The 7424-nt window shown below is 63.8% G+C and carries 5 protein-coding genes; 2 read left to right on the plus strand and 3 right to left on the minus strand.

Annotated features, from left to right (window positions below):
* The first annotated feature begins 5 nt into the window (after positions 1 to 5).
* Positions 6 to 1676 carry a M28 family metallopeptidase gene (locus B2V90_RS09570; RefSeq protein ID WP_228222179.1) on the plus strand — a complete coding sequence of 557 codons (1671 nt, stop codon included), beginning with the start codon at positions 6 to 8 and terminating at the stop codon, positions 1674 to 1676.
* 16 nt (positions 1677 to 1692) lie between these two features.
* Here B2V90_RS09570 and B2V90_RS09575 read toward each other — a convergent pair whose 3' ends face one another.
* Positions 1693 to 3045, minus strand: a complete 1353-nt coding sequence (locus tag B2V90_RS09575; RefSeq protein ID WP_228222221.1) for a glycoside hydrolase family 27 protein — start codon at positions 3043 to 3045, stop codon at positions 1693 to 1695.
* A 92-nt stretch (positions 3046 to 3137) separates the two neighbouring features.
* Between B2V90_RS09575 and B2V90_RS09580 the strand changes: the two genes are divergently transcribed.
* Complete coding sequence (locus B2V90_RS09580; protein WP_228222178.1) at positions 3138 to 5456, plus strand: GH92 family glycosyl hydrolase; 2319 nt, start codon at positions 3138 to 3140, stop codon at positions 5454 to 5456.
* A gap of 4 nt (positions 5457 to 5460) precedes the next feature.
* On the opposite strand, the gene B2V90_RS09585 is transcribed toward B2V90_RS09580, so the two are convergent.
* Both B2V90_RS09585 and B2V90_RS09590 read right to left on the minus strand, forming a co-directional pair.
* Positions 5461 to 6120 (minus strand): hypothetical protein, encoded by a 660-nt coding sequence (locus B2V90_RS09585; protein ID WP_228222177.1) that lies wholly within the window; start codon positions 6118 to 6120, stop codon positions 5461 to 5463.
* Between the two features lie 137 nt (positions 6121 to 6257).
* Positions 6258 to 7424 (minus strand): aconitase family protein (locus B2V90_RS09590; protein WP_293920989.1); only part of this gene is annotated, 1167 nt, incomplete at its 5' end.

Consider the following 7424-nt stretch of genomic DNA (forward strand, 5'->3'; position numbering starts at 1 on the left):
AGGCTATGTGCATGACTGTTCGCACGATGCTCCTGGCCCTGGGCCTGTCCGCCGCCCCTCTCCTCCCCGCCGCCGCTCAAGCCCAGGCGATCGCCCCTGATCGACTGGAATCCTCCGTGCGCACATTGGCGTCCGACCTGTTTCAGGGGCGCGCGCCCGGCACCATCGGAGAGGAGCGGACGATCGGCTATCTCGTCGGCCGGTTCGAGGCGCTGGGGCTGGAACCGGGCGGCCCCGACGGCCAGTGGGTGCAGACAGTGCCTTTGCTGCACACTCAATTGGGCACGCCCACGCAACTTGCCGTGACCCAGGGGAGCGCGACAATGCCATGGACCTTTGGCGAAAATGTCTATGTGTCGACCCTGCAACCCAAGGACAATGTCAGCATCGACAAGGCGCCGATGGTCTTCGTCGGCTATGGCGTTTCCGCGCCCGAACGGGGCTGGGACGACTTCAAGGGTGTGGATCTGAAAGGCAAGGTCGCCGTCTTCCTGGTCAACGATCCCGATTTCGAAGCGGTGAAGGGCGAGGACGCTGTCGGCAAGTTCGGCGGCAAGACCATGACCTATTATGGCCGCTGGACCTACAAGTTCGAGGAAGCCGCGCGGCGCGGCGCGATCGGCGCGCTTATCGTGCATGATACGCCCGGCGCTGGCTATGGCTGGAATGTGGTGAAAAGCCCGGGCGGTGAGAATTACGACCTTGTCCGCCCTGCCGACAGGCTGACAAGCCTTCAGCTTCAGGGCTGGATTGCGGGCGAAGCGGCCAAATCCTTGTTTGCCGGTGCGGGTCAAGATCTGGCGGCCCTGCGTAAAAAGGCGCGGTCAGCGGCGTTCAAGCCGGTCGAGTTGAAAGGCGCGACCTTTACCGCGAGCTTCCCGGTTACACAGGATGTGGTGCAGAGCGCCAATGTGCTCGCCCGCATCCCGGGGGCCAAACGCCCCGACGAAACGATCATGTATGGCGCGCATTGGGACGCCTATGGCAAGGGCGAACCCGATGCGCAGGGGCGTATCTATCGCGCCGGGGCGAATGATGACGCATTGGGCATCGCCGGCATGTTCGAGATTGCCCGCGCGTTCAAAGCCGGGCCAGCGCCTGACCGCTCCATCTTGTTCGCCGCTTGGACGGCCGAGGAACGCGGCCTGCTGGGGTCCGAACATTATGCGCTGAACCCGGTCTATCCGCTCGACAAGACCGTCGCGAACCTGACCATCGATATCCTCCAGACCGCCGGCAAGGCGAAGGATGTCATTCTGGTCGGCAAGGGACAGAATATGCTGGAGGACGATCTTGCCCGTTTCGCCGCCCGGCAAGGGCGCGTCGTGACGCAGGAAAGCCTGCCCGAACGCGGGCTTTTCTATCGCGCCGATCATTTCTCCATGGCGAAACGCGGCGTGCCGGTGCTGCTGATGATGGGGATTGCCGGGGCATCCGACCTGGTCGATGGGGGCCGCGCCGCCGGGCAGGCGTGGGTCGATGCCTATACGGGCAATTGTTATCATCAGGCGTGTGATGCGGTGGACGACAGCTGGAATCTGGACGGCGCGGCGCAGGACATCGATCTGATGCTCGACATCGGGCGCGACCTTGCCACGTCGGACCGCTGGCCGGAATGGAAGCCCGGCTCCGAGTTCAAGGCGATCCGCGACAAGAGCGCCGGGGTCAGGAAATAACCCGGTCCGTGCCGGTTCAACTTAGCCGATAAAGCGCAGCGCCATGTGGGGGCAGATGGGCGACGATACGCTGCGCCTGTGTGCCAAGCCCCTTGCCTTCCCATAGGTCGCGTATGGCGACGGGCCGGCTGAGGCCAAGGGTGCTGAGGTCGATGCCGACCTCGCGCGCCTTGTCACTGGTGTTGAACAGCGCGAGATAACGGTCCGCGCTGCCCTCCGCATTGGCGGACCAGATGCGCGTGCCATCCTCGATGAAATGCGGGCGGTTGTCGCGGCTTGCCTGATTGACCGCAATCACCTCCCGATTGGTGAGCAGCGCCAGCGTCGCGGCGTCGAGGTGGCGCAGGTCACCGCCCATGATCAGCGGCGAACGGGCGATCGCCCAGAGCGTCATCAGCGTGCGCTGCTCGTCAGGCGTGAAGCGGGTATCGCGCTCGCCCAACGCCAGCCGGCCGAGCGGCAGCATGTCGGCGTCGGGCCAACTCCCCGGCCCACGCCAGGGCGTCCAGTTTTCCAGGCGCGTAAACTGCGCCTCCAGCATCGGCCATTCATCCCAGAAGTCGTCCGAGATGCGCCACATCTGCGCATATTTTCGAACGTGATCGCCGCGGACTACCGGCGTTTCGCCGGGAGAGAGACTGAGGATGATGGGGCGGCCGGTCGCCTGAATCGCCTTGTGCGCCGCCTCGACCTCCGCCGCATGGGCGTCGTAGGGACGGCTCATATCGTCCATCTTGACGAAATCGACGCCCCAGTCGGCATAGAGGCGGAAGATGCTGTCATAATAGGCCTGCGCGCCGGGCCGGGCCATGTCCACGCCATACATGTCCGGGTTCCAGGAGCAGATGCTGGTCCGGTCGGCGATGTCGGCGGCACGATAGCCGGTGCCAAGGATCGGCAGATTTGCCTCCACCGCCGCACGCGGGATGCCGCGCATGACATGGATGCCGAATTTGAGGCCCAGCGCATGCACCGCCTGCGCCAGCGGCGCGAAGCCCTTGCCCCCTACGCTGGAGGGGAAGCGATTGGGCGCGGGGATCATCCGGCCATGCGCGTCCATCGCGGGCCTGGGCTTTGCATTATAGGCGTAGCTCGACGCGTCGGGCTCATACCACTGGATGTCGACGGTGAAGATATCATAGCCGAACGGCAGCAACTTGTCGGCCATGATCTGCGCGGTTTCGCGCGCCTGTGCTTCAGTAATGGTGGTGGCGAAGCTGTTCCAGCTGTTCCAGCCCATGGGCGGACGCGGGGCGAGCATGGGTGCGCCATCGCCGGCCTTGCGCTGGGACGTTTGCGCGACCGCCGCAGCCGTCAGTCCCACCATGCTGCCCGCCAGCACCGTACGGCGGCTTGTTTCCAGATGCATCCTCTTCATTTGTAGGAGTAAACCCCTATCGTTCCGCAAGATCAAGCGCTAAGCACTTGGCGGGCCGGAACAGGCATGATTTAACCGCGCCCATGTTGATCCGCCTCACCCGCCTGGCCGTTGCCGCCGGCCTGCTTGCCAGCACCGCCCTTTTCGCCCAGCGGCCCGCGTCCGATCCCGTCGATGCCGTCGATCCCTTCATCGGCACGAACGGCGAAGGCCACACCTTTCCCGGCGCGGTGGCGCCGTTCGGCATGGTGCAGCTTTCGCCCGATACGCATGTAGGGCCTGCGCGCGAAACCTATGACTGGGCGTCGGGCTATCGGCACGAAGATCCGGTCATCCTGGGCTTTTCCCACACCCATTTTTCGGGCGCAGGCCATAGCGACCTGGGGGATTTCCTGGTCATGCCGGTCAGCGGGGACACAGTGCCGTTGCGAGCGGGCGACGCGACGATGCCGGGATTCCGGTCACACAAGGCGGACGAAGTCGCATCCCCGGGCTATTATGCCGTCACCCTGACCGATCCGGCCGTGCGAGCGGAAATGACGGCCGGTACGCGCGTGGGCGTGCATCGCTATGCCTTCCCGGCCGGCAAGGCGGCGCACCTCATGCTCGATCTGCGCAGCATCATCTATGATTATCCCGGAAAAATCCTGTGGTCGTCAGTGCGGATTCGGCCGGATGGCACGATCACCGGATCGCGCGAAGTGCGCGGATGGGCTACGCCGCGCCGGATTTTCTTCGCCATGCGCTTTTCCGCGCCGATGACGGGCCACAAGCTGGTCAGCACGGAGGAGAATATTCTCTACAAGGGGTTCAAGGGGCCGGGGCGCGGCCCCGAAACGCTCGATGCGCTGTCTGGCCGGGCTCTGGTGGCGCAATTTGACTTTGGACTGCTTACCAAAGCGCTGGAGGTAAAGGTTGCGCTGTCAGGCGTGGACGAGGCTGGCGCGATTGCGAACCTCGCCAGCGAGCCGGGCGATTTCGACGCGGTCCGCACGCGCACGCGCGCGGCCTGGAACGCGGCGCTGGACAGGGTCAAGATCGACGCGCCGCAGCCCATGCGCACCAATATCTATACCGCCCTCTATCACAGCCTGATGGCGCCGAGCGTTTGGGGCGACGCAGACGGGCGCTGGCGCGGCCCCGATGACCAGGTGCATGACAGCGCTGGATTCACCATGCATTCCACCTTTTCCTTGTGGGACACGTTTCGCGCCGAACATCCGTTGCTGACGCTGATCCAGCCGGACGCGAAGAATGCGGACTTCGTGAACTCGCTGGTCGCCAGCCAGAAGGCCAGCCCGTTCGGCATCCTGCCCGTCTGGCAATTTGCGGGCAAGGAAACCTGGACGATGATCGGCTATCATGCCGTCCCGGTGATCGCGGACGCGTGCCTGAAGGGAATCGCGGGCATAGATTGCGCGGGCGCGCTCAAGGCGATGGTCGCCAGCGCCGACTATGCGCCCTATGGCGGCCTGGGCGACTATATGTCGCTGGGCTATGTGCCGATAGACCGCGAACCCGAAGCGGCATCCAAGACTGTCGAATATGCCTTTGACGACTGGGCCATTGCGCGACTTGCCCGCATGCTGGGTGAGACTGCGATCGCCGCCAGGTTCGAAAGACGCGCGCAGAATTGGCGCAACAGTTTCGATGCGAAGACCGGATTCCTGCGCGCGCGCAAGGCCGACGGCACATTTCGCATGCCGTTCGACCCGACCGCGATCAACTATGGGTCAGACTATACGGAAGGGAATGCCTGGCAATATAGCTGGTTCATGCCGCACGATCAGGGCGGGCTGTTCCGGCTGCTGGGCGGGGACGCCAAGGCCGTCGCCAAGCTCGACGCCATGTTCGATTATGACAACAGCCAGATCGACTATAGCCATGCCGAGGATATCGCCGGCCTGATCGGTCAATATATCCACGGCAATGAGCCCAGCCACCATGTGGCCTATCTGTATAACTACGCAGGACAGCCATGGCGCACGCAGGAGCGGCTGAAGCAGATTGTCGAGAGCCAGTATAAGCCCACACCCGACGGGCTGGCGGGCAATGACGATCTGGGTCAGATGTCCGCCTGGCTGGTGTTCACGGCGCTCGGTTTCTATCCGGTGGCGCCAGGCAGCAACGAATATGTGATCGGCCGCCCCTTCGTCGATCGAGCGGAAATGACGCTGCCCGGTGGACAGCGTTTCACGGTCGTTGCGGACGGACTGTCGGACGCAAATCGCTATGTCGGCCGCGTGACGCTGAACGGCACCCCGTTGGAGCGCAGCGTCATCACCGATGCGCAGATCCGTGCGGGCGGCGAATTGCGCTTCACGATGCAGGCGAGGCCGAACACGTCCTGGGCGACGAAGCCCAGCGCGCGTCCCTTTTCCACCACACGCTATCGTCCCTGAGCGCTCAGCCTGCCGGCAAGCGCTTTACGTAAAGCGATTCAGCCAGATAGCCGCGCAGCATCGTGCGATCGATCGCCAGCTTGCCGTCCTTCCCGCCGGCAAGGCAGGAGGAGAGCGTTGGCATTGTTTGCTGCAAGGCGGATTTTTCCGCGGTGCTGCCAGGTTCGGCGCGCAGCATCGCGTCCGCAGCCGGTGCGTTGCGCGCGACGATGCAGTCGGCATAGGCATGATAAGGGGATTGCGGCGCATCCGCCCGCGCGGTCAGCGGCGCGTCCGGCATCGGCGCAGCCTCTACCGGCTTTGGATAGGCGCGCAGATAAAGTTGTTCGGCGATCGCCCCGCGCATCCAATTGCCCTTCATCCGCAACTTGCCGTGGTGCAGGCAGTTGGCGCGTTGCTGGGCGATGCGGATCAGCATGTCCCGCTCATCCGTCGAACCGGGCGATGTCGCGAGCAACTGTCTGGCACCGGTCGGATTGCCGGCGACCACGCATTGGGCGAAACGCTGCATCCAGCGCTTCGCCTCGGCGCTGTCCACGGGCGCGGTATTGCGCGGACGATCGGCCTGATCGGGCCGCCCGCGATAGGCGGTGCTGCGATCCTGCGCCACGGCCGGCGTCCCGACCAATGATGCTGCGATGAGCGGAAGAACAAGGGCGCGCATATCATGCCTTTCTTCGTCAGGACGGAGCGATCCTTGCACAAGGATTCCCGGAATCAAGACTGATGCGACGAACCGGGCAGAGAAAAAGGGCTCCTCCCGCTTGGGGAGAAGCCCTTCTTCATTACTGCATCGCGCGATCAGGCGGCGAGTTTGCGCAGCACATATTGGAGGATGCCGCCGTTCAGGAAATATTCCAGTTCGTTGACGGTATCGATGCGGCACAGCGCGGTGAAGCTGAAGGTCGACCCATCGGCGCGCGTGACCTTCACCTCAACATCCTGGCGGGGCTTGAGGTCGGCGACACCTTCGATGGTGAAGCTGTCATCGCCCTTGAGGCCTAGTGTCTCGCGGCTTTCGCCATCCTTGAACTGCAACGGGAGCACGCCCATGCCGACCAGGTTGGAGCGGTGGATGCGCTCGAAGCTTTCCACGATCACCGCGCGCACGCCCAGCAGGTTGGTGCCCTTGGCTGCCCAGTCGCGCGACGATCCGGTGCCATATTCCTTGCCGCCGATGACGACCAGCGGCGTGCCGTCCGCCTTGTGCTTCATCGCCGCATCGTAGATGGGCATGACTTCGCCATTATAGCTGGTCATGCCGCCCTCGACGCCGTCCAGCATCTGGTTCTTGATGCGGATATTGGCGAACGTGCCGCGCATCATGACTTCATGATGGCCACGGCGCGCGCCATAGCTGTTGAAGTCGGCCTTGCTGACCTGATGCTCCATCAGCCACTTGCCCGCCGGGCTGTCGACCTTGATCGAACCGGCCGGCGAAATATGGTCGGTGGTGATGGAGTCGCCGAAGATGGCGAGCGGCTTGGCACCCTGAATGTCGGTCACGGCATCGGGGGTCATGGACATGCCCTCGAAATAGGGCGGGTTGGCGACATAGGTCGAACCGGCGCGCCACTGATAGGTGTCCGAACCGGTCACTTCGATCGCCTGCCAATGGGCGTCGCCCTTGTAGACATTGGCGTAGCGGGCCTGGAACATCTGGCGGTCCATGCAGCCGGCCATGACGGTCGAAACCTCATCATTGCTGGGCCAGATGTCCTTGAGATACACCGCTTCGCCATCCTTGCTGGTGCCGATGGGGGTGGTGATGAAATCCTCCACCACCGTGCCCTTGAGCGCATAGGCGACGACCAGCGGCGGCGAAGCGAGGAAGTTGGCGCGCACGTCGGGCGACACACGGCCTTCGAAGTTGCGGTTGCCCGAAATCACGGCAGCGGCAACCAGGCCATTGTCGTTGATCGCCTTGCTGATCGGTTCGGCCAGCGGGCCGGAATTGCCGATGCAGGT

The sequence above is a fragment of the Sphingobium sp. UBA5915 genome (genome assembly GCF_002431195.1).
GTDB lineage: Bacteria > Pseudomonadota > Alphaproteobacteria > Sphingomonadales > Sphingomonadaceae > Sphingobium > Sphingobium soli.